We start from the raw sequence: 20,559 nt of genomic DNA, 5'->3' as shown, positions 1-20,559 counted from the left end.
AATTTGGCCTGCGCGGCTCAGATCTGGCCTGACTCTTTATTTGGCCGTGATATCGAAACCTGAACTTCATCGACACCCCCATAAGGATGCGCAACATGACTACCAATCTGTCATCGCATTACGTCCTGCTGGACGCCACCGGCAGTGCCAGCACCGTGAAGGGCGGCGACGCCTTCTGGTCGCTGCCGCCCGACGAGCTGGACCGCTACGGGCGGGGTTGGCTGGTGTCGGAATATCGCTTTGCCAACGATTGGCCGCAATGGGAAATGCACCCCGAGGCCGACGAGATCGTGCGCCTGATGTCGGGCGCGGCCGAACTGCATCTGGAATGGGCGACCGGCGTGCAAGTCGTGAAGATGCAGGCTGATGACGCTTATGTCATTCCGAAGGGCGCTTGGCATACGGTCAAGGTGATCGAGCCCTGTCGCATGCTGCACATCACGATGGGCGCGGGCACGCAGCACCGGCCCGTATAGCCGCTATCCGGGCGCGCTGGCGGTTCGCACTCGCAGGATCTGGCGGTCGTCGATGGGCCAGTGCAGCAGGGCCGACAACACGCCCAGCGCCATCGCGCCGATCCAGATCAGGTCATAGGACCGCGTTGCCTCGAACACCACGCCGCCCAGCCACACGCCCAGGAACGAGCCCAGTTGGTGGCCGAAGAACACGAAGCCGAACAGCGTCGTGATGTAGCGCACGCCGAACACCTGCGAGATCAGGCCATTGGTAAGCGGCACGGTGCCCAGCCAGACGAAGCCCATGATCGCGGCGAAGGCGTAGACGGTCCAGGTGGACAAGGGCAGCAGCAGGAACAGCGCGATGGCCGCTGTACGCACCAGGTAGATACCGGCAAGCAGATATTTGCGGCGATGCCGCGCGCCCAGCACGCCGCAGACGTAGGTGCCCATCACATTCGTCAACGCGATGATGGCCAGCGCCGCCACGGCGTCGCGCGCGTGCAGGCCCTTGTCCATCAGGTAGGCGGGCAGGTGCGTGCCGATGAACGCCAACTGGAAACCACAAGCCAGGAATCCCAGGTTCAGCAACCAGAAGCCCGGCCGCGTGAAGGCTTCGCCGATGGCATCGCGCAAGGACAGGCTGGCGTCCGGCGCAGCAGGGTCGCGCGTCGCGCTTGCGGGTTCGCGTAGCGGGCGGGCCAGCGGCAGCATGAGCGCCATCGCCACCGCGAACATCAGCAAGGCGCTGACCCAGCCCGATCCGCCGATCAGCCACTGCGCGGCCGGCACCATGGCGAATTGGCCCAGGCCGCCCACCGCACCCGCCACACCCAGCGCCCACCCCCGGCGCTCGGGCGGCGCCAGCCGGCTCAAGGCCCCGTAGATCGCGGCGAACGCCGTGCCGGACAGCGCGATGCCGATGCATACGCCCGCTGTCAGCATGAAGGCCATGGGCGTCGTGGCGTGCGCCATGCCGAAGAGACCCAGCGCGTAGAACACCAACCCGATCGCGATGACCTTGGCCGATCCATACCGGTCGGCCACCATGCCGGTAAACGGCTGCGCGATGCCCCATGTCAGGTTCTGCACGGCCAGCGCCATCGCGAAGGTGTCGCGGCTCCAGCCCCGGTCCATCGACACGGGCAACAGGAACAGGCCCTGCACGTGGCGCACGCCCAGCGCCAGGCCCATGATGATGCCGCCGGCAAGCACCAGCAGCCACAAGCGCGAAGCATCGGGAGAAGACGGGGCAAGCGGGGCTGACATGGTGAACCTCCGAGGGCGGCGGCAGCGCCCGGACAAGGCGGGCATCGCGGCTCTATTACAGAAGCGCCGCGCCCTGCCTTCAAGCAATTATTTTTTGCCGGCTGCATGCGGCATGGGAATGCGTAGCGACCGCCTGCGCGCACGTAACGCAGCCGTGGCTCAAGCCAGGCCGAGCGCACGCGAGCCCGACTGTTAACGGTTCGTTTTCTATCGTTACATTTGCCCCTTGTTTGGCTGCTACTGCTGGTTACAGTGCTGCCTTCGCATTCTTTGGCAAGGCATAAGACCATGTGGCACGTCCGGCTTGGCTTCCCTTCTTTCGCGGCCCCTGCCCGAGTGTTCGCATGATGCGGACCGCGATCAAACCGTTGGTGCTGGCAGTGGCGTTCGCCTTGCCTGCCCTGCCTGGCGCAGCGCACGCCGATTCCTGGATGGACCCCTGCACCACCAGCTACTACGGTCAGGGCTCGGACACGGTCTGCCACCAGTCCTTCAGCGAAGGCCTGGCCGCCGTGCTGACCGGCTCGCGCAACGACGAGGCCGGCGCATGGGGCTATATCGACAAGCAGGGGCGCATGGCCGTCGCGCCCGCCTACGAGGAAGCCAGACCGTTTCAAAACGGCCTGGCCGCCGTCAGCCAGGGTGGCGTGTGGGGCTACATCGACACCCGAGGCCAATGGGCCATCAAGCCGCGCTTCGGCACCGCCACGGGGTTCAACGCCGAAGGCACGGCGCTGGTGGAAGACGGCGAGCATGACGTGCTGATCGACCGCCAGGGCAAGGTGCTCAAGACGTTTGCGCTGGGCACGCGGACCTGGGGCTTCCTGCCCGGCCAGAAGCTGGCGTCGATGGAAGTGCCCACGCCGCCGCGACTGATCAACACCGCAACCGGCTCGGCCACCGAACTGCCCGAAGGCGTGATGATGCTGGCCCCGCCGTCGGCCGGCTACCTGCCCGCGCAAGTGCGTGGGTCGCGCTATTCCGGCTGGTGGGGCTTGCTGGATGCGCAAGGCCGCTGGTCGCTGACGCCGCAGGTGCTGCGTTCGCGCGAGGCGCCCATGCGCGATGGCGACGTGGTGGCCGTGCGCCGCGACGAAAAGTGGACGTTCGTGAATCCGCGCGGCGAAGCCATTTCAGACGCCGGCTACGAGCGAGTGCGGTGGTTGGCGGCCGGCCGCTGGCTGGCGACGACGGGCGAGGGCAAATCGATCTTGCTGGACGGCAGCCTCAAGCCGCTGCATACGTTCACCGCGTCGTACATGGGCGTGCAGGAACGCGATGGCTGGCGCTACCTGTCCGACGCCGCGACGACGCTGCTCATCAGCCCCAACGGCACGATGCAGAAGCTGGCGGTGCGCGAGGGCCGCGTCGACATCGTCCACGGCCGTGCATGGGTGTTCGGCATGCCGGCCGATGCAGCGGTCGATGCAGCGGCCCAGGCCGCGCCCGACGAAGCACCCGTCGCGGTTGAAGCGTCGGATGGCAATGTGGATATCGCCGCCGAAGCCTACGCCTCCGACGCAGTGGCCGATGCCGCTGGCACGTATGCGTCCGATGCGTCCAAGCCGGCAGACGAGGCGGCGGCCGACAGCGCCACCGTCATCACCGACACCGCCGAAACGGCAGACGTAGCCGTCGCGGCAGCGGACGCGGAAGTGGCCGACATGGCCAGCACGGATGAGGCCGTCCCGGCCGCCGCCATCGCGGTCAGCGCCGACGGCGCGCTCATGCAGGTGTTCGCCGCCGACGGCAAACCCTTGCTGGACGCCGACACCGTCACGCGCCTGCGGGCCTATGACCCCAGCCCGTTTTCGCCGCGCAAGACGGCGGGACGCACGTCCGGCGACCCGACCCTGCCGCTGGCCCTGCTGCGCTCGAACAACGGCGAACAGCCGCTTGCGATCCTGACATCCGCCGGCAAGATCGTGTCGAACCCGGAGTGGCAAAACATCGACACCTATGACGTGACGATGCCTCTGCTGGTGCGCGCATCGCACGACAAGGTGGGCGCCATCGACGGCCAGGGCGCATGGGCCGTACCGCCTGAATACAGCGACATGCGGCCCTTCAAGGGCGCCTACACCTGGGCGCGCACGCGCGACATGCTGCGCCACGACGCCGTGCTGATCGATGCGACCGGCAAACCGGTGCGCGTGCCGGACGAGGTCAGCGCGGCGGCCTCCGGCCTGGACGGCGATCTGATTGTCTATCGCTCGCCCGACGAGAATCGCGAGCGCCGCTGGGGCCTGTGGAATATCCGCCAGGCCGCGCCCGCCCTGAAGCCTGAATTCGATCGCATCGAGGACTTCGAGGACGACTGGGCGCGCGTTGCACACAAGGACCGCTGGGGCCTCGTCAACCGCGAGGGCAAGTGGGTCATTCCCGCCACCTATGACAGCGCCTACGAGATGGAATATCTGGGCCAGGGCTTCATGCTGGTGCCGGACCCGCAAGGGAAGGGCCTGGCCGGCCGCTACGGACAAAGCCCGTACCAGATGGTCAACCTGCGCACGGGCAAGCGCAGCGACACCATCTACGGCAAGCCGGACAAGCTGCGGGACGGCCGCTACATCGGTGAGCTGGCCGATGGCAGCGCCGTGCTGTTTGACGCGCAAGGCCGCGCCACGAAGATTTCCGATGGCCGGCCCGAAAGCAAAGAGCAGCATGGCGACTGGCTGATCGTGCGCCAGGACGAACGCGAAGGCGCCATCGATGCGCGCGGCAACCTGCAAGTGCCCGCGCTGTATGGCGAATTCAATCCCTTCTTCGTGCAGCCCGAAGGGCTGGCGCGCGCGAACCTGGGTAGCGGCTACCGCGTGATCGACCAGCACGGCAAGACCGTGCTGGCGCAACGCGGCGACGGCTTCCCGCTGGCGTCCATGCAGCGCGTGCTGTTCAATGACGACAGCTCGTCCACCAGCGTGATGACGGACCTGCAAGGCCGCGAAGTCGCGCGCCTGCCCAATCGCTATCCGGTGGAATACAACCATGCCAGCGAAGGCGTGGTTCCCTATAGCGAAAACTACGGCAAGTACGGCTTCATGAATGCGGCGGGCAAGCGCATCGTGGGCGCGCACTTCAGTCAACTGGGCCCGCTGAAACACGGGCTGGCGCGGGCCCAGCGCCTGGACCGCACGGGCAAGCTGTACGGCTACATCGACCTGAGCGGCCGCTACGCCATCCCGCCCGCCTACACGTGGGCGCAAGACTTCCAGGACGAACGCGCCATGGTGTTCCACGACCACCTGGTCGAATTCATCGACACGCGCGGCAAGACCACCACCACGTTCGGCGTGCTGTGCGACCAGATCGTGATCTTCGACGCGGAAGAAAAGCAGAGCTGGCCGCGTGAAGCGCTGACCTGCTCCGATGCGACGCGCATCGATCCGCCCGCCCTAGACTCCGCCAAAGCAGAATGACCATGACGTCACGCGTGATCCGCACCACCCGCATCGCCTGCGCCCTGGCCGCGCTGGGCGCGTCCCTGTCCGCGCACGCGCAGATGGGCCATGTATTTTGCGTCGACGAAACGCGCTCGCGCAGCGACGCCGCCATCGACGACATCTCGTATCACACCCCCTACGCCAACGGCTGCATCCGCAACCTGTCCGATGGCCGCGCCGCCGTGCTGCTGCCATCCGCATTGGAATCGATGCGCCGCGTGCCACCCGACGAGTCCCTGCGCCGCCACGCCTGGGGCTTTCTGGACGCCAACGGCAGGCTGGTGGTCCGCCCCATTTTCGAGAACGTGCGCGACTTCCGCCACGGCCTGGCCGCCGTGCAATGGCAAGGCAAATGGGGCTTCATCAATCCGCAAGGCCGCATGGCCGTGCCACCGCGTTACGACAGCGTGGGCGACTACGCCGAAATCGGACTGGCCGTGGCCACGCTGGACGGACGCCAGCACCTTATCGACCGGCAGGGCGAGCCGGTGGGCGAACCGCTGGACGGGGGCATTGACAGCCTCATCATCGAAGACGGCATGCCCGCGCGCGCCGCCGTGCAATTCAAGGTGGAATACCGATCCCCCACGGGCGAACGCCGCTTCGCCAAGCCCGGCGTGGCGGTGACGCAAGCCTATGGCGATGGCTTGTACCTGGCCAACAACGGCGAGTACCGGTATGGCTTGGTGGACCGCGATTGGAACTGGGTGGTGGAGCCCGTGTTCGACGACATCACGTCGCCCCGCGACGGCATGCTGGCGGTGGGCTATGGCCCGGACGGCGCGGTGCTGCTGGGCAAGGACGGCACGGTGATCGGCGCGGACCAGCACTATGGTTCGCTGAACCCCGTGGGCCGCAAGTTCTGGAGCGCCGAGTTGGGCGGGCGCAAAGGCTATGCGGTACTGGATGCAGCCGGCCAGCTCGTGGTCACCATGACGACGGCCGAGGCCCAGGCCTCGCAGCGGTTTGGCGACACGATCGTCTATCCGTCGGACGACGGAATGATGGCGCTGGTGCCCGGCCAGACCAAGCCGGTGTCCTTGGGCGCGGGCATGATGGCCACGACCGACGCAGAAGGCTTCGTGCTGTTCAAGGGCGAAGAAAGCGCTGGTCTGTTGACGCCCAAGGGCGTTTGGCTGCACGGCGATTCCGCGCCCAAGGGGCTCGCGCAAGCGGGCAACATCGACGTGCGCCAAGGCCGGCTGTGGATCGCGAAGCAGGAAGGCGGACTGCTCAACATCATCGATGCCGACGGCCGCCCGCTGCTCAAGGCCGAGGCCGTCGAGGCCGCGCAGAACATGGAACTGAAGGCGCTGCCCCTGAACCTGCCCGGCGCGCCGCTGGGCACGCTGGGCCAATCGCATTGCCAATGCGGACCGGCGGGCGCCGTCCTGCTGCTGGCCGACGGCAGCATGGTGACCGACCCGGCGTGGACGGAGCTTGTACCGCTGGACCTGGGCGCGGACCGAGAAGGCCGCGAGATGGCGCCGACCGACCCGCTCGATGCGCAGCAACTGCGCTACGCCGCGACCACCGTCGATGGCATGCAGCTGCTGGACGCCCAGGGCCGCCCGATGAGCCTGCCCCTGCAGCAGCACATCGGCGAGTTTCATCAAGGCTATGCGCTGGTGTATAGCAACGGCGCGAACAAGATGATCGACCGCGAGGGCAAGCTGTACGCCCTGCCCGCCGACGTCTTCGATTCGGAGGTCGTTGCGCCGGGCGTCATACGCTACGTGAAGACTGCCAGCGGCGATGCGCCGTGGGGGCTGTACGACTTCGTGGCCGGCAAGGAGCTGGCCGCGCCCGCGTTCCAGGACATCGGCGCGTTCCGCAATGGCCACGCCGTCGCATCGCTGGGCCATGACCGCGTGGGCGTGATCGACCTGCAAGGCAAGTGGGTCGTGCCCGCCCGCCACGCCGCCATCGAGCGCGTCAACGACTCGTTATGGAAGGTGATGCAGGCAGGCGGGCAGGACGAGGACTACACCCGCCCCGTCGCGCTGTTCAACAACGAGGGCCGCGCGCTGACGCCCTTCACCAGACGCTTGCAGGTTGCCCTCGAACCGGACGGCACCATCACCGTCGGCAGCGATCAGCATCGCTGGATCTTTTCCGCCGATGGCGCCGAGGTGGTGGACCTGGAAGACGCGCTCTACACACGCCTGGGCGACTGGCTGGAAATCCGCCGCGCCCCTCGCTTCGGCTATCTGAACGAACAAGGCGGCTGGCAGATCGCGCCGCGCGCCGCCACTGGTTCGACCTTCCAGGGCACACCGGCGCGCGCGCTGGCTGCCGATGAAAGCGGCGCGCGGCTGATCGACACGACGGGCAAGACGGTCGTGACACTGCCGTCGGGCGATTGGCGCTGGCCGCAGGGCTCGCCGCTGCTGCTGCGCCATTACGAGGTCAACGGGCAGTGGAAGACGGACTACGTCGAGCCCAACGGCAAGACGCACTTGCAGGCCGAGGCCACGGCATCCGCGTTCTCGGAAGGCCGGGCGGTGGCGCTGCTACCGACGCGCGCGATGCGCTCGGTGGATGCCAAGGGCGCGCTCACCGGCCCCGCGTTCAACGCGCTGGGCACGCTGCGCGACGGCCTGGCGCCGGCGCTGGACGACATGACTTTCGGCTATGTCGACCGGCAGGGCGAATACGTGATCAAGCCCGCCTACACCGCCCTCACGCCGTTCCTGAACCGACGCGCGGTGGTGTCCACGACCGACGCTTCGGAAATCATCGACCCGGCCGGCCATGCGCTGGCGCGGGTGCAGATGGTTTGCGGCGTGCGCACGCTGTACGGCAGCAACGGGCAACGCTTGTGGCCAAACACGATGCCCGCGCGCTGCGACCGTTAAGCCTGGCGCACGGCCGCTGGCGTTGGACGCCTACTGTGTGTCCAACGCCAGATAACGCTGAGTCTGCACGATGGCCTCGCGTTCCTTGAAGCTGGTCAGCTGATCGGCCAGCGCGCTGCTGTCGCCCGTCTGCTTGATGGCGGCCAGCGTGGCCTGCATGGCGTGAATCGCCGCGCGCTGCAAGTCCGACGGGATGATGCATAGGCGATAGCCCATCGCGGCCAGCTCTGGCAAGGGCACCAGGGGCGTCTTGCCGCCGTAGAACATGTTGATGAGTTTCAAACCCGGCAGCCGGTCGGCGATGGCGCGGATCTGCTCCAGCGTCTCGGGCGCTTCAACAAAGATCATGTCCGCGCCCGCTTTCAGGTAACGCTGCGCGCGCGTGATGGCGGCGTCGAATCCTTCGACTGCGATGGCGTCGGTGCGGGCGATGACCAGCGTGTCGGCATCGCTCAAGGTCTGACGCGCGATGTGTACCTTGCGGCACATTTCATCGGCGTCCACCAGGCTCTTGTCGTCCAGATGGCCGCAGCGCTTGGGAAAGGATTGGTCTTCGATATGAAACGCGGCCACGCCTGCGCGTTCCATGATGCGCACGGTGCGCTCGACATTGGCGGAGCCGCCAAAGCCCGTGTCCGCATCGGCCACCACCGGCAGTCCGCTGGCGTCGACGATCTTCTCCACGCGGTCCATCACTTCCGTAAAACTGAGCAGGCCGATATCTGGATAGCCGGCCGCGCGCGCGATGGCGCCCCCGCTGGCATAGACAGCGCCAAAACCGGCTGCCGCGACCAGCCGCGCCGACAGGCCGTCGTAGGCGCCGGGCGCGACGACGATGTCGCTGGCCAATTGCTGGCGCAGCAAGGCGCCGGGTTTGAGGGTAGCGGTCATGGATATTCCTTGAATAGGGATCTATGCCCGCATGATCGACCTGCGCGAATAGAATGTCCAATATATGGAATGTTTATAACCAGTACGTAAAAGGTATTGATATGGAACTGCGCCATCTGCGCTATTTCGTGGTGACGGCCGAGGCCCAGCACTTCACCCGCGCCGCCGAAATACTGGGGATGGCGCAGCCGCCGTTAAGCCAGCAGATCCGGCAACTGGAACAGGAAGTGGGCACTCCCCTGTTTGATCGCACCGGTCGCGGCGTAGTCTTGAACGATGCGGGTCGCGCCTTCCTGGCGTGCGCGCAGGACATCCTGCAACGCGCGCAAGCCGCCGTGCAGACTGCGCAACGCGCTGCGCGGGGCGAAGTCGGTGAACTGGCGCTGGGCTTTACCGAGTCGGCCTCGTTCAATGGCGTGGTGACGGAAGTGATCCGGCAATACCGGCAGCGCTATCCCGACGTGGCCATGACGCTGTCGCAGGGCGATAGCGAAACGCTGGTGGCGCAATTGCGCGACGGCGCGATAGACGCCGCGTTCGTGCGCCCGCCGTTCGCGCTGGAAGGCGGACTGTCGTTCACGCAGCTGACCGAAGAACCGCTGGTAGTGGCCTTGCCGCTGGGCCATCCGCTGGCGCGCCGCAAGCGTTTGGCACCCAAGGATCTGACGCAGGAACGCTTCATCCTGTATTCGCGCAAATCGGGCTACGGCCTTAGCGCGGACATCATGGCCGCGTGCCGACAGCACGGCCTGAATCCGCTGATCGGCCAGCGCGCGCCGCAGTTGTCATCGGCGGTGAATCTGGTGGCGGCGGGCATGGGCGTGGCCGTGGTGCCCGCTTCACTGCGCCACCTGCGCCCGGATGGCGTGGTGTACCGCCCGTTCGCGCTGGACTGGCCGCGCGCGGTGTTGGGCCTGGCGCTCAGGCAGGACGCGCCGGGAGGACGGGTGGAAAACCTGCTGCGGCTGGCGCGTGGTGCGTAAGGCGGAAGGGCGTTTGGCGTGTGATGCTTGGCTCAATCAGTCTTCATGCGACTCATGCACCGCGACCGCGCCACGCTTCCAATAGCTGGCGGCGCGGATGCGGGATTTATCGATGCCGTGCTGCGACACCATGATCTCGCGCACGGCCTTGGCGACGGCGGATTCCGCCGCGACCCAGACATAGCCCTCGCCCGCCGGCAGCACCAGTTCCCGCGCGGCTTCCAACAGCAAGGTGCTGTAACCCGCCGCCATGCCATTACGGTGCAGCCAGCGCACCGAAGTCCGGGCGGCCGAGTCCAGCGCGATCTCGTTGTCCGACGTTGGCACTTCGACCAACAGCAGCGCCTGCGTGCTGGCAGGCAGCTCTTCAAGACGGCGCGCGATGGCGGGCAACGCGGTTTCGTCGCCGATCAGTACATGCCAGTCAAAGCCCTTGGGCACGACGAACGATCCGCGCGGGCCACCGATGCCTAACTGCTGACCGGGCCGCGCCTGCGCGGCCCAGGTGCACGCCGGGCCATCACCATGCAAGACGAATTCGATATCCAGTTCGCGGCGTGCGGCGTCGAAGCGGCGCGGCGTGTAATCGCGCGCGGCGGGCTTGGGGGCATCTTCGGGAAACTTCACGCCGTCCGGGCCGACGCTGGGCAAGGCGGGCGGCTGCGTCGGGTCGGCGGGAAAGAACAGTTTGACGTGATCGTCGAACGAGGCCGAGACAAAGTCGTGCAGGTCCTCGCCGGTGAAGGTGACGCGGGCCAACAGCCCCGCCACCGGTTCGACGCGCACGACGGTCAACACGCGCATTTTGAGGTTGTGGCGCACGCGCTCCACGCTAAGGTCGCTACGGTTCATTGAAACTCCAGATTCTGGGTAAGGCCGGGATCAGGCACAGGGCTTGGCGTTGATCTCGTCGGTCGCGCGCGCCAGGATGGCGGCGATGCGGCGCTGCTCCGCAGGCGAGGCGTCGGTGCGTTCCATCAACACGCGGCGCAGGGCATGGCGCGCCTGCACGAATTCCGGCACCCAGCCGGTGCGCGCGTCTTCGCCCTCGGGCCCCAGGTTGCGCGGTTCGCCGCTCCAGGCCTGCCGCATCCAATCCATCTTTTTGGCGATGTGCTTGAAGCGGCTGAACATCAGCGCGACGCGTTCGCGGTTGGCATCCAGATGCGCCTTGCCGGCGTCCGCCAGGTGGTAGCGCTTCTTGGCGCCGTCCTGCTCGACCGTGGCGTAGCCCAGCTCTTCCAGATAGGTCAGCGCCGGATACACCATGCCGGGGCTGGGCGTGTAGAAGCCGTTGCTCAGGGCCCCGAACGCCTTGATGAGTTCATAGCCGTGGCTGGGGTTCTTTTCCAACAGGCCAAGCAGCATCAGTTGCAGGTCGTCGGCCGACACGCGGCGGCCGCGTGTAAAGCCACGGCCATCGCCGCCAAAGCCGTCGGCGTCGCCGCGTCCGTCATCGGAGGGGCCGGAAAACCAATCGCCGCGCGAGGCGGCGTGGTGGGCATGCGAGGGGTTGTGATGGTGGGGGTGGTGATGGCGATGATGGACGCCGTGTCCGGGTGTCTGAAAGTCGTGATGGCGCATGGAATGCCTCTTACGATGTATCTAAAGATATAGATCTTACGATACACCCGGGAAATTCCTGGCGTCAACAACTTCGAACGGCGGTGCTCTATCCAGAGGCTGCGGCGGCCCGATGGCCACCCAGCCAGCGCGCGAATGACTCCGCCATCGCGTCCCCGGGCGCGACGCCATAGACGACCAGGCGCAGATGGCGGCTTTCATCGACGGTCAGCGTCGTGTGTTCGAAGGCGATGTCGCCCAGCGATTCGATGTGCAGGACGCGCTGGCCCATGCAGGCGCCATGCACTTCATGCTCGCGCCACCACGCCTTGAAGTCCGGCGAGACGGCTTGCAGTTCATCGACCAGCTCAGCAATGTCCGGCACGCCGGAGGCGCTGGCGAAGTCGCGCCGGAACGTGGACAGCATGGCGGGCGCTTGCGCGGGCCAGTCGACGAACAGGCGGCGCATCGCGGGCACGACGAACAACATCCACAACAGGTTGCGTCGCCCCTCGGGCTGCGCCGAAAAGTCGAACACGCGGTCGGCGGCGGCGTTCCACATCACCACGTCCCAGCGCAGGTTCAGGATGTAAGCCGGGCGCGCGGGCAGGTCATCCATCAAGCGGCGGACCTGCGGCGGTACGGTGCACCACGTGCGGCCTGCTTCGGCGGGTGGCCGCTGGTGGGCCAGCAGGTAAAGATGGCGGCGCTCGGCGGCGTCCAGCTTCAGCACGCGCGCCAGGTTTTCCAGGAACGTGGCGGACACGCTGATGTTGCGGCCCTGTTCGAACCACGTGTACCAAGCCAGGCCCACCCCAGCCAGGGCCGCCACTTCTTCACGCCGCAAACCCGGCGTGCGCCGTCGGCCGCCAGCGGGCAGGCCCAGCTCGGCGGGGCTGAGGCGTTCACGCCGCAGGCGCAGGAATTCGGCAAGATCGGCGCGCGTGCGGTCTAGCCGTTGAGGGGCGGGGGATGAGGTCATGGGCGGGTAGAAAAGAGGAACGTCGACTCAGGCCATTGCCTGTAGTAACAGCATAAACAGCTAAATTGTATAAGGCTGTCGAGCCGCCCAGAATAGCGCCGTTTCTTACTCAGACGGCCCTCGCATGACCTTGACCGCATCCCTTTCCACGCCAGCCCCGGCCCCTCAAACGTTGGGGCCGCTGGGCCTGGCCGTCCTGCTGTCGAGCGGCTTCATCACCATCTTCGACCTGTTCGTGGTGAACATTGCCATCCCCAGCATGCAGACCACCCTGCCCGCCAGCTTCGCGCAGATCAACTTCATCATCGCCGCCTACGAAATGGCCTACGGCGTGCTGTTGATCGCGGGCAGCCGCCTGGGCGACCGCCATGGCCGCCGACGCCTCTTCATGTTCGGCATGGCGGGCTTCGCGCTCGCCTCTGCGTTATGCGGGCTGGCCCCCGACGCCAACACGCTGATTGCCGCGCGCGTGTTGCAGGGCGTGGCCGCCGCGCTGCTGTTTCCGCAGGTGTACGCACTGATCCGCGTCAGCTACGACGGGCCCGCCCGCAGGCGCGCATTCGGCTTGATGGGCATGACGCTGGGGTTGGCGGCGATTGCCGGCCAGGTACTGGGCGGCTGGATCGTGCATGCCGATCTGTTCGGCCTGGCGTGGCGCACCATCTTCCTCATCAACGTCCCGCTGGGCCTGGCGGCGTGGCGGCTGGCGCGCCACATTCCGGAATCGCGCGAGCCCTCGGGCGCGCCCATGGATTGGCCGGGAGCCGGATGCGTGGCGATCGGGCTGGCCCTGCTATTGCTGGCCTTGATCGAGGGGCCAACGCGGCAATGGCCCGCATGGACGCTGGCCTGCGGCGCGGTGTCCGGGGTGCTGCTGGCCGTTTTCGTGTGCATGCAGCGTGCGCTGAAGGCGCGCGGCGGCGCGCCGCTGCTCGACATGGAATTGATGCGGCAGCCGGACTTTGCGGTGGGTTGCCTGCTGGTGATGCTGGTGTTCTCCACCGCCAGCGCCATGTTTCTCAGCTACGCGCTGCTGCTGCAAACCGGCTTTGGCGTGGATCCGTTGACGGCGGGTTTGATCTTTGCGCCTGCCAGTGTGGGGTTCGTTGCGGGCTCCATGGCCGCGCCCCGGCTGGTCGCCCGCTTTGGCACGCCCGCCATTGCGTTCGCCGCGCTGCTGTACGGCGGCGCCACCGCAACGTTGATGGCGCAGGTGGGCATCGCGGGCGCGGCGCTGTCGCCCTGGTCGCTCGTGCCCGCGCTGGTCTGGCTGGGCGCGGCGCAGGGCGCGGTCAACACGCCCTTGGTCAATCTGGCGCTGGGGCTGGTTCAGGACCGGCATGCCGGCATGGCGGCGGGGGTGGTGTCGACCTTGCAGCAGATCGGCGCGGCGCTGGGCGTCTCGGCGGCCGGCATGCTGTTCGGCGGCACGCTGCTCGCACATGCCGACGCGACCGCGCCCGAGCGCTATGCACGCGCGTTTGCGTCAGCCTTGCAGTTCAACGTGGCGGCCATCGCCGCATCTGTCGGCTTGCTCTGGTGGCTGGGCCGACGCCGCCGCTCGCCCTTACCCCGCTGACAATTCGCGCGCGCGCTGTTCGGCCTTGTGCACGGCCTCGCAAATCGCGTCGGCCACGCCCGCCTGCCGCAAGTGCGTCAAGGCCGCGTAGGTGGTGCCGCCCTTGGACGTGACGCGATCCTGCAATTCGGCAAGCGGTACGTCTTCGCTGGCGGCAAGGCCGGCCGCGCCGCGAAACGTGGCGACGGCCAGGCGGCGCGCGTCGGCGTCCGAAAATCCCAGTTCGACCGCGCCTTTTTGCAGGGCCGCCATGAAGTGGAAGACGTAGCCGGGGCCGCTGCCAGTCACGGCGGTGATGGCGTCGATCATGGCTTCGTTATCGGTCCAGAGGCGCTCGCCCACGGCTTTGAACAGCGCATCGACCCGCTCGCGTTCGGCCGCGCCGCATGCTGCCGTGGCGTACAGCCCCGTCATGCCCAGGCCGACCTTGGCGGGCGTGTTGGGCATAGCGCGCACGATGCGCGCATGGCCGGCCAGCCAGTTCGACAGCGATGCCAGATCCACCCCCGCCGCGATACTGACCACGGTGGCGGCGGCGGGCAGGTAGCCCCGAACCTGGCCGCAAGCCTCCTGCAAGCCCTGCGGCTTGGTGGCCAGCACGCACAGGACGGCGTCGCCAATGGCTGGCCCCACGCCTTCCTGGCAGGTGAGCCCGCGAGCAATCAGTGCGTCGCGCGTCGGCGCGTAGGGCTCGATCACCAGGAAGTCGGCCAGCTCCCGGCCTTGACCCAGCAGGCCGTCGATGATGGCGGAAGCCATGTTGCCGCCTCCGATAAAAACGATTTTTTCGCGCATGCAGTCGAGCTCCAATAAGGGTTTGGCGATGGACTTATAAAATTGCATATCACACGATATGATTGTATTTCGATCAATATTGACGCGTCAGTCTGCGCCAAACAGGGCTAGATTCGACTAGGACATACCCTGAATTCGATTGATATACGATTAATCAAATCGAAAAGCGATTTAATCGATCGTATGCTGTGCCTCAATGCGCTCGGGTTCCTTTGACTCCTGGGCTTCATTCAGGACCACAGACATGACCCACGGCATCACCCTGCTAGACGCGTTGACCCAGGCCCTGGGCGCCGACGCCATCCTCCATTCCGACGCCGACACGGCGGGCTATACCGAAGATTGGCGCGGCCGCTACAAGGGGCCCGCGCTGTGCGTCGCGCTGCCCGGCAACACGCAGCAGGTCGCCGACATCGTCAAGCTGTGCAACGCCCATGCCACGCCCGTGCTGCCGCAAGGCGGCAACACCAGCCTGTGCGGCGGCGCGGTGCCGGCGGCCAGCGGCACGCCGCCCGTCATCGTCAACCTGGCCCGCATGCGCCGCGTGCGCCGGATCGACGCCGCCAACAACTCCATGGAAGTCGAAGCGGGCTGCGTGCTGGCCACGGTGCAGGAAGCGGCGGCCGCCGAAGGCCGGCTGTATCCCATCAGCCTGGGCGCGGAAGGCTCGTGCCAGATCGGCGGCACCATCGCCACCAACGCGGGCGGCACCGGCGTGCTGCGCTACGGCAACACGCGCGACAACATCCTGGGCTTGGAAGTCGTGCTGCCCGATGGCGAAGTCTGGAACGGCCTGACCGCGCTGCGCAAGAACAATACCGGCTTTGACCTCAAGCACCTGTTCATCGGCGCTGAAGGCACGATGGGCATCGTCACCGCCGCCGTGCTCAAGCTGCATCCGCTGCCGACGCGCCACGCCGTGGCCTGGCTGGCGCCGGACAGCCCCGCCGCCGCGCTGGAAATACTGGGCATGTTCCAGCGCGCCTGCGGCTCGCGGCTGTCGGCCTTTGAAATGATCGACAGCAATCAGCTGGACATCGTGATGGAGCATGTGCCGGGCCGCAAGAATCCGCTGGATGGCGCGCACCCCTGGCATGTGCTGGTGGAACTGTCCGACACCGGCAGCGGCCCCGAACTAGAAGAGCTGTTGCAGCAGACGCTGGAACAGGCCTCGGAGCTGGGCCTGTTGCACGATGCGGTGCTGGCCAGCAACGACAGCCAGCGCGCCGCGCTTTGGGAAGTGCGGCACAGCGTGTCCGAAGGCAACAAGAAGGCGGGTGTGGGCCTGACCACGGACAGCGCCGTGCCCGTCTCCAGCGTGCCGCGCTTCATCGACGAAGCCACGCAGGCCGTGCGCCGCCTGGTGCCCGACCTGCCGGTGCTGATCGTGGCGCACCTGGGCGATGGCAACGTGCACTTCATCCCCTTCTTCACGTTCGACGCCTGGAACGCGCTGCCCAACCGTGACGCGATGGCCGCCGACATCCGCCGCGCCGTCAACGATGTCTCCCACGCGCTGGGCGGCACGTTCAGCGCCGAACATGGCGTGGGCCGCACCTCGCTGGCCGAGATGGCGCATTACAAGTCGCCCGTCGAACTGGCGATGATGCGCGCGCTGAAGTCCACCTTCGATCCCGCCAATCTTTTCAATCCCGGCCGCTTGCTGCCTTGAGCCGTCGTTCTTGACCCGTTGTCTCTGATCCGACCCGCAGGAGTCCTCCATGAAATCGACCCCCCACAACGCCTCGCGCCGCAGCGCGCTGAAAACCGTGGCCGCAGGCGCCGCCGCGCTGGCCATGCCCATGATCTGGACGCCCTCGCGCGCGGCATCCAAGCGCATCGTCGTGCGTGACGACGGCGGCATCTACAGCAAGGCTTACGGCGCGGTGTTCTACAAGCCGTTCTCGGAAGCGACCGGTATCCAGGTGGTGGGCGTGCAGGCCAACGCCGAACCCACCGCGCAGATCCGCAGCATGGTCGACACGGGCAACTACACCTGGGACATGGCCAAGATCAGCCAGCCCGCCATCCTGATGCTGACCGAAGGCGGCAAGGTCTATCTGGAAAAGCATGGCCTGGAATCCGACCCGGTCGTGGCCACCATCCCGAAGCAATACATGTCGCCCTACGGCGTGGGCAACAACGTCTACACGACCGTGCTGGCGTACCGCACCGACGCGTTCAAGGGCCGCCGCGCGCCCGCGTCGTGGGCTGATTTCTGGAATGTGAAAGATATTCCCGGCCGCCGTGGCCTGCGCAAGCATCCGTTCGACACCATCGAAGAAGCGCTGATGGCCGACGGCGTGCCGACCGACAAGGTCTACCCCTGCGACATCGATCGCGCGCTGGCCAGCCTGGACAAGGTCAAGCCGTCCGTCGACGTGTGGTGGAACACGGGCGCGCAGGTCGAACAGATGCTGGGATCGGGCGAAGTGGACATGATCGCCACCTGGGTCTCGCGCGCGCAATCGGCCATCGCCAACGGCGCGCCGGTGCAGATCGTGTGGGACCAGAATATCTGGGGCTGCGACAACTGGTCGATCCTGAAAGGCACGCCCAACGCCGACGCCTGCCGCGAATTCATCAAGTTTGCGTCCGACCCCAAGCGCCAGGCCGCGCTGGTCGAATACTTCGCCGCCGGCGTCACGCAGCCTGCCGCCTTCGATTACATCAAGGCCGACGTCGCGCGCAACTGCCCGACCCACCCGGACAACATCAAGTCCGGCCTGCACATCAACGCCGCGTACTGGCTCGACAAGCAACGCGACGTGCTTGAGCGCTTCAACGGCTGGGTCCTGAAATAAGCCTGCGGCCGCGCGCCACCGCCGTGGCGCGCGCCGGGCGCATCCACATTGCTGAACACCATGTCTTCTTCCAATCTGCAAATCTCGGGCCTGGGCAAGCGCTATGGCGATTTCGTCGCGCTGGCGCCCACGCACCTGGACGTCGCCCGTGGCGAATTCCTGACCTTGCTGGGTCCGTCCGGCTCCGGCAAGACCACCTTGTTGAGCCTCATCGCCGGCCTGGCGCAGCCCGACGAGGGCCGCGTGCTGATCGACGGCGCCGACGTCACCTATGGCGCGCCGTATGAACGGGACATCGGCATGGTGTTCCAGAACTACGCGCTGTTCCCGCACATGAGCATCGAGGAGAACATCGCGTTTCCCTTGAAGATGCGCAAGGTGCCGGCAGCCGAAGCGCGCCGCCGCGCACACGAGGCGCTGGACATGGTGCGCCTGCCGCACGTGGCCACGCGCCTGCCGCGCGAGCTGTCGGGCGGCCAGCAGCAACGCATCGCGCTGGCGCGCTGCATGGTCTACCGGCCCGCCATCATCCTGATGGACGAACCGCTGGGCGCGCTGGACAAGAAGCTGCGCGACCAGATGCAGCTTGAGATCAAGCGCATCCACCGCGAGCTGGGCACCACCATCGTCTACGTCACGCATGACCAGGAAGAGGCCATGACCATGTCCGACCGCATCTGCCTGATGAACGGCGGCGCGATCGAACAGCTGGGCACGCCGGCCGACCTGTACTTCCGCCCCCGCACGCTGTTCGTGGCCGACTTCCTGGGCGAATCGAACCTGTTGCAGGGCGAAGTCGCGGCGGTGGACGGCGACACCTTGACCGTCAAGCTGGCGCATCAGGGCGTCACCGGCCAGGCGCTGTCCAATGGCGCGCCCATCAAGGTCGGCCAGAAAGTGACGGTCATGCTGCGCCCGCAAAACCTGCGCGTGTCCACCTCGGGCGCAGGCCTGAGCGGCAAGCTGCTGGACGTGATGGTCACGGGCAGCCTGACCAAGCTGTACCTGGACTCGGGCGTGGCCGATGCCGCGCCGATCGTCGTGGCCTACCCCACGCAGCGTCAGGCCGAGCAGTACGCCATCGGCCAGCCGTTGACGGTCAGTTGGCAAGCCGCCGATGCGGTGGCGATTGCGGAGTGAACGCATGACAACCCTTGCCACCCCTCGCAAGCGCATGAGCCCGGGCCGCCGCCATCTGCTGATGGCCGCGCCGCTGGTCGTGCTGCTGCTGGTGCTGCTGATCTATCCGGTAGGCCAACTGCTGTTGCTCAGTGTCGTCGGCGACCAGGGCTTTACGCTGGCGCAGTATCACCGGCTGTTCGAGTCGTCGGTGTACGTGAACGTGCTGCTGATCACGTTGAAGATTTCCCTGTGGACCACCTTCTTCTCCGTGGTCGCGGGCTACCCGGTGGCCTACCTGATCTCCAGCCTGTCGGCCCGGCGCAAGACCTCGCTGCTGTTCTGGGTGCTGCTGTCTTTCTGGACCAGCTTTCTGGTGCGCACCTTTGCGTGGGTGGTGCTGCTGGGCCGCAACGGCGTGGTCAACCAGCTGCTGCAAGCGCTGGGCATCCTGGATGCGCCGGCCAACCTGCTCTACAACTTCGGCAGCGTGCTGGTGGGCATGGTGCATGCGCTGATGCCGCTGGCGGTGCTGACGATGCTGTCCGTCATGGAGAACATCGACCGCAACCTGCCGCGCGCCGCATCCACGCTGGGCGCGCGCCCCGGCACGGCCTTCTGGAAGATCTACTTCCCGCTGTCGATGCCGGGCGTGGCCGCCGCCGCCATCATGGTGTTCGTGACCGCCATCGGCTTCTTCATCACGCCGGCGTTGCTGGGCGGGCGCAAGGAAACGATGATCACGCAGATCATCATCGACCAGGTGCAGCAGACGATGAACTGGGAGTTCGCCGGCGCGGTGTCGGTGCTGCTGCTGGTGGTGGTGCTGGTGGTCTTCGCCATCTATGACAAGGTGCTGGGCCTGTCCACCATGACGGGCGGCGCGTCCACCCGCGTGCGTGCATCGGGCCGCGAAAGCCTGTCGCGCCGCGCGGGCGATGCGGTGCTGACGCTGCTGGCCAATGTGTCGGATGCGCTGTTTGCGCTGCTGCCCAAGCGGGTGCGCCGATCGGTGTCGGGCACCGGGCAATCGCGCATGCTGTGGTGGATCGTGCTGGGCGTGCTGGCGTTTCTCAGCGCGCCGGCCTTCCTGATGATCCCGCTGTCATTCGATTCCGGTTCCGGGCTGACGTGGCCGCCCAAGGGCTTCTCGCTGCAATGGTACGAGCAGATGTTCACCTCGCCCGTGTGGATGCAGGCCATCACGCGTTCGTTGATCGTGGGCGTGGGCACGGGGCTGTTGGCGATGTTGATCGGCACGCCCGCCGCCTTCCTGCTGGTGCGCGCCAACATGCGCGGCAAGTCGGCGATGCTGGCCTTCGTGCTGTCGCCCATCGTGGTGCCGCGCATGATCATCGCCGTGGGCATGTTCTATTTCTTTGCCCGCGTCGGGCTGGTGGGCTCCACCATCGGTCTCATCCTGGCGCATACCGTGGTGGCCGTGCCTTACGTGGTGATCACGATGATGGCCGTGCTGCGCAACTACGACACGCGGCTGGATCTGGCCGCGCAAAGCCTGGGCGCGGGGCCATGGGCAACGCTGCGCTTCGTGACGTTTCCCATTCTGGGCGCGGGGCTGATGTCCTCGTTCCTGTTCGCCTTCGCCACGTCGTTCGATGAATTGACGATTGCGCTGTTCGCTTCCGGCGGGCTGAACGCCACGCTGCCCAAACAGTTCTGGGACGAGGTGACGCTGCAAATTTCGCCCGTCATCGCCGCCGTCTCTACCTGCCTGTTCATCTTCATTGCCGCGCTGATCTGGCTGGCCGACCGGCTGCGCCGCCGCAGCCTGGCCAGCTGAAACCAGCGCGTTTGATT

Annotated in this window: 15 protein-coding genes; 9 read left to right on the top strand and 6 right to left on the bottom strand. The window is 66.6% G+C overall.

The annotated features are described in order from the left end of the window. Positions 1-95: 95 nt before the first annotated feature. Positions 96-476: a cupin domain-containing protein gene (locus API01S_RS13270; protein WP_061305552.1), complete on the top strand. Its 381-nt coding sequence runs from the start codon at positions 96-98 to the stop codon at positions 474-476. A 3-nt stretch (positions 477-479) separates the two neighbouring features. Here API01S_RS13270 and API01S_RS13265 read toward each other — a convergent pair whose 3' ends face one another. Next, complete coding sequence (locus API01S_RS13265) at positions 480-1,724, bottom strand: MFS transporter (protein ID WP_061304748.1); 1,245 nt, start codon at positions 1,722-1,724, stop codon at positions 480-482. 344 nt (positions 1,725-2,068) lie between these two features. On the opposite strand from API01S_RS13265, the gene API01S_RS13260 reads away from it, so the two are divergent. Both API01S_RS13260 and API01S_RS13255 read left to right on the top strand, forming a co-directional pair. Then, positions 2,069-5,143 carry a WG repeat-containing protein gene (locus tag API01S_RS13260; protein ID WP_084802422.1) on the top strand — a complete coding sequence of 1,025 codons (3,075 nt, stop codon included), beginning with the start codon at positions 2,069-2,071 and terminating at the stop codon, positions 5,141-5,143. Positions 5,144-5,145: 2 nt separating this feature from the next. Then, positions 5,146-8,025 carry a WG repeat-containing protein gene (locus API01S_RS13255; RefSeq protein ID WP_061304746.1) on the top strand — a complete coding sequence of 960 codons (2,880 nt, stop codon included), beginning with the start codon at positions 5,146-5,148 and terminating at the stop codon, positions 8,023-8,025. 30 nt (positions 8,026-8,055) lie between these two features. Here API01S_RS13255 and API01S_RS13250 read toward each other — a convergent pair whose 3' ends face one another. Beyond that, a complete protein-coding gene (locus API01S_RS13250) occupies positions 8,056-8,916 on the bottom strand; it encodes an isocitrate lyase/PEP mutase family protein (protein WP_050728609.1) in 861 nt (286 codons plus the stop codon). A gap of 101 nt (positions 8,917-9,017) precedes the next feature. On the opposite strand from API01S_RS13250, the gene API01S_RS13245 reads away from it, so the two are divergent. Then, complete coding sequence (locus tag API01S_RS13245; protein ID WP_050728608.1) at positions 9,018-9,899, top strand: LysR family transcriptional regulator; 882 nt, start codon at positions 9,018-9,020, stop codon at positions 9,897-9,899. Positions 9,900-9,935: 36 nt separating this feature from the next. On the opposite strand, the gene API01S_RS13240 is transcribed toward API01S_RS13245, so the two are convergent. From API01S_RS13240 to API01S_RS13230, 3 genes are all read right to left on the bottom strand, one after another. Further along, positions 9,936-10,751 carry a siderophore-interacting protein gene (locus tag API01S_RS13240; RefSeq protein WP_061304744.1) on the bottom strand — a complete coding sequence of 272 codons (816 nt, stop codon included), beginning with the start codon at positions 10,749-10,751 and terminating at the stop codon, positions 9,936-9,938. A gap of 30 nt (positions 10,752-10,781) precedes the next feature. Further along, entirely contained in the window at positions 10,782-11,483 is a 702-nt protein-coding gene (locus tag API01S_RS13235) for a PadR family transcriptional regulator (RefSeq protein WP_061304741.1), read from the bottom strand. 88 nt (positions 11,484-11,571) lie between these two features. Next, on the bottom strand, positions 11,572-12,444 hold the full coding sequence (locus API01S_RS13230) for a helix-turn-helix transcriptional regulator (RefSeq protein ID WP_061304739.1): 873 nt from the start codon (positions 12,442-12,444) through the stop codon (positions 11,572-11,574). Between the two features lie 124 nt (positions 12,445-12,568). Between API01S_RS13230 and API01S_RS13225 the strand changes: the two genes are divergently transcribed. Further along, the gene (locus tag API01S_RS13225; protein ID WP_061304737.1) at positions 12,569-14,023 is read left to right on the top strand and encodes an MFS transporter; all 1,455 of its coding nucleotides are present in this window, start codon (positions 12,569-12,571) and stop codon (positions 14,021-14,023) included. On the opposite strand, the gene proC is transcribed toward API01S_RS13225, so the two are convergent. After that, positions 14,012-14,818, bottom strand: coding sequence for a pyrroline-5-carboxylate reductase (proC, locus tag API01S_RS13220; protein WP_061305548.1), 807 nt, complete (start codon positions 14,816-14,818; stop codon positions 14,012-14,014). The two genes, API01S_RS13225 and proC, sit on opposite strands and share 12 nt — an antisense overlap. 244 nt (positions 14,819-15,062) lie before the next feature. Between proC and API01S_RS13215 the strand changes: the two genes are divergently transcribed. Genes API01S_RS13215 through API01S_RS13200 form a run of 4 tightly spaced genes read left to right on the top strand, consistent with a single transcriptional unit; the run spans position 15,063 to position 20,542 of the window. Next, on the top strand, positions 15,063-16,490 hold the full coding sequence (locus API01S_RS13215) for an FAD-binding oxidoreductase (protein ID WP_050728602.1): 1,428 nt from the start codon (positions 15,063-15,065) through the stop codon (positions 16,488-16,490). Positions 16,491-16,539: 49 nt separating this feature from the next. Next, positions 16,540-17,622, top strand: a complete 1,083-nt coding sequence (locus tag API01S_RS13210) for an ABC transporter substrate-binding protein (RefSeq protein WP_061304735.1) — start codon at positions 16,540-16,542, stop codon at positions 17,620-17,622. A gap of 60 nt (positions 17,623-17,682) precedes the next feature. Continuing rightward, positions 17,683-18,762 carry an ABC transporter ATP-binding protein gene (locus tag API01S_RS13205; protein WP_039883660.1) on the top strand — a complete coding sequence of 360 codons (1,080 nt, stop codon included), beginning with the start codon at positions 17,683-17,685 and terminating at the stop codon, positions 18,760-18,762. A gap of 4 nt (positions 18,763-18,766) precedes the next feature. Further along, complete coding sequence (locus API01S_RS13200; protein ID WP_061304734.1) at positions 18,767-20,542, top strand: ABC transporter permease subunit; 1,776 nt, start codon at positions 18,767-18,769, stop codon at positions 20,540-20,542. The last annotated feature ends 17 nt before the right edge of the window (positions 20,543-20,559 follow it).

It is taken from the genome of Achromobacter piechaudii NBRC 102461 (assembly GCF_001571245.1).
GTDB lineage: Bacteria > Pseudomonadota > Gammaproteobacteria > Burkholderiales > Burkholderiaceae_B > Achromobacter > Achromobacter piechaudii.
Note: the sequence above shows the minus strand (reverse complement) of the source record. Positions and strands in the feature narration are given on the sequence as shown.

Bases quoted from the DNA above. Each gene is read 5' to 3' on its own strand.
- API01S_RS13210 (WP_061304735.1), top strand. From the start codon at position 16,540: ATGAAATCGACCCCCCACAACGCCTCGCGCCGCAGCGCGCTGAAAACC.
- API01S_RS13270 (WP_061305552.1), top strand. From the start codon at position 96: ATGACTACCAATCTGTCATCGCATTACGTCCTGCTGGACGCCACCGGC.
- API01S_RS13205 (WP_039883660.1), top strand. From the start codon at position 17,683: ATGTCTTCTTCCAATCTGCAAATCTCGGGCCTGGGCAAGCGCTATGGC.
- API01S_RS13240 (WP_061304744.1), bottom strand. From the start codon at position 10,751: ATGAACCGTAGCGACCTTAGCGTGGAGCGCGTGCGCCACAACCTCAAA.
- API01S_RS13265 (WP_061304748.1), bottom strand. From the start codon at position 1,724: ATGTCAGCCCCGCTTGCCCCGTCTTCTCCCGATGCTTCGCGCTTGTGG.
- API01S_RS13230 (WP_061304739.1), bottom strand. From the start codon at position 12,444: ATGACCTCATCCCCCGCCCCTCAACGGCTAGACCGCACGCGCGCCGAT.
- API01S_RS13250 (WP_050728609.1), bottom strand. From the start codon at position 8,916: ATGACCGCTACCCTCAAACCCGGCGCCTTGCTGCGCCAGCAATTGGCC.
- API01S_RS13245 (WP_050728608.1), top strand. From the start codon at position 9,018: ATGGAACTGCGCCATCTGCGCTATTTCGTGGTGACGGCCGAGGCCCAG.
- API01S_RS13200 (WP_061304734.1), top strand. From the start codon at position 18,767: ATGACAACCCTTGCCACCCCTCGCAAGCGCATGAGCCCGGGCCGCCGC.
- API01S_RS13260 (WP_084802422.1), top strand. From the start codon at position 2,069: ATGATGCGGACCGCGATCAAACCGTTGGTGCTGGCAGTGGCGTTCGCC.
- API01S_RS13255 (WP_061304746.1), top strand. From the start codon at position 5,146: ATGACGTCACGCGTGATCCGCACCACCCGCATCGCCTGCGCCCTGGCC.
- API01S_RS13235 (WP_061304741.1), bottom strand. From the start codon at position 11,483: ATGCGCCATCACGACTTTCAGACACCCGGACACGGCGTCCATCATCGC.
- API01S_RS13215 (WP_050728602.1), top strand. From the start codon at position 15,063: ATGACCCACGGCATCACCCTGCTAGACGCGTTGACCCAGGCCCTGGGC.
- API01S_RS13225 (WP_061304737.1), top strand. From the start codon at position 12,569: ATGACCTTGACCGCATCCCTTTCCACGCCAGCCCCGGCCCCTCAAACG.
- proC (WP_061305548.1), bottom strand. From the start codon at position 14,818: ATGCGCGAAAAAATCGTTTTTATCGGAGGCGGCAACATGGCTTCCGCC.